We start from the raw sequence: 993 nt of genomic DNA, 5'->3' as shown, positions 1-993 counted from the left end.
TCGGCGGCTTGCGAGGCCAGGGCAGCAAAATCGGGCGGCGCTTCGGCTTCGCCGGCATCGGGGCCAATGCTGAAATTAGGCTGCAAATACAGGTACATCAGCGAAGGCGGCGGACGATACCCCTGCAACGTCATGTGCGGTCCGCCGAGTTGCACGGACAGGTTGTTCGGCGGTCCGAACGCATGGTCGGGACTGTGGCACGACGCGCACGATTGCGTGCCGGACGCGGACAGGGATTTATCGAAGAATATCTTTTGGCCGAGCAACGCGACGGCGCTCAGCGGCGCGACTGGCGGACGGCTCAGCATGACGGGATTCGGATTGGCGCCTGTCAGGTCTTCCACGATGTCGCCAACACGAGCGGGCACGGTCGCCGGATAAAGCGCGGCCCAGATGCAGAACACGAACGCGGCAGCGAACGCTGCGGCGATGCACCAGAGCAGGACGATTTTCGGGCGCGGCAGGCGTGGTTTCTGCCCGGCATTCGGCGACATGGAAGGTGTGGCGGTATGCGACATGGGACCTGAGAGGATACAAAAAGCAGTAGTGAAAAAGTCGCCGCCCATTATGGGACGGCGACAAGGTACAAAGCACGGCTTCGCGTCAGCGTGCAACGCGCGGCTTATAAAATCAGATTGCCGGAACCGATGCGACCGGCGTACCGAGGTTCTGATCGATGAACACCTTCGGGTTGCTGCCCGCGCCGCTGAAGTTGAACAAGCTCATGATGCTGCCGGCAGTTGCGTCGAACGAACCACCGCCGAGGCGATTGCCATTGAGCCAGTTGTCTTCAATGAAGCGCGTGACCGATGCCTGGCTGATCTGCGTATGATCGACATAGTTCACCTTCGCCCACGGCGAGATCACGATGAACACCTTCGGGTTGCTGCCCGCGCCGCTGAAGTTGAACAAGCTCATGATGCTGCCGGCAGTTGCGTCGAACGAACCACCGCCGAGGCGATTGCCATTGAGCCAGTTGTCTTCAATGAAGCG

At 60.6% G+C, this 993-nt stretch carries 2 protein-coding genes; both read right to left on the bottom strand.

All coding sequences use genetic code 11. From position 1 onward, the window contains the following. A partial coding sequence (locus ACRXB1_RS36740; protein WP_449494865.1) for a cytochrome-c peroxidase occupies positions 1-518 on the bottom strand: 518 nt, incomplete at its 3' end. Between the two features lie 112 nt (positions 519-630). Then, a partial coding sequence (locus ACRXB1_RS36735) for an alkaline phosphatase family protein (RefSeq protein WP_449494864.1) occupies positions 631-993 on the bottom strand: 363 nt, incomplete at its 5' end.

Source organism: Caballeronia sp. M23-90 (assembly GCF_053574605.1).
This window is presented reverse-complemented; position numbering and strand designations above follow the sequence as displayed.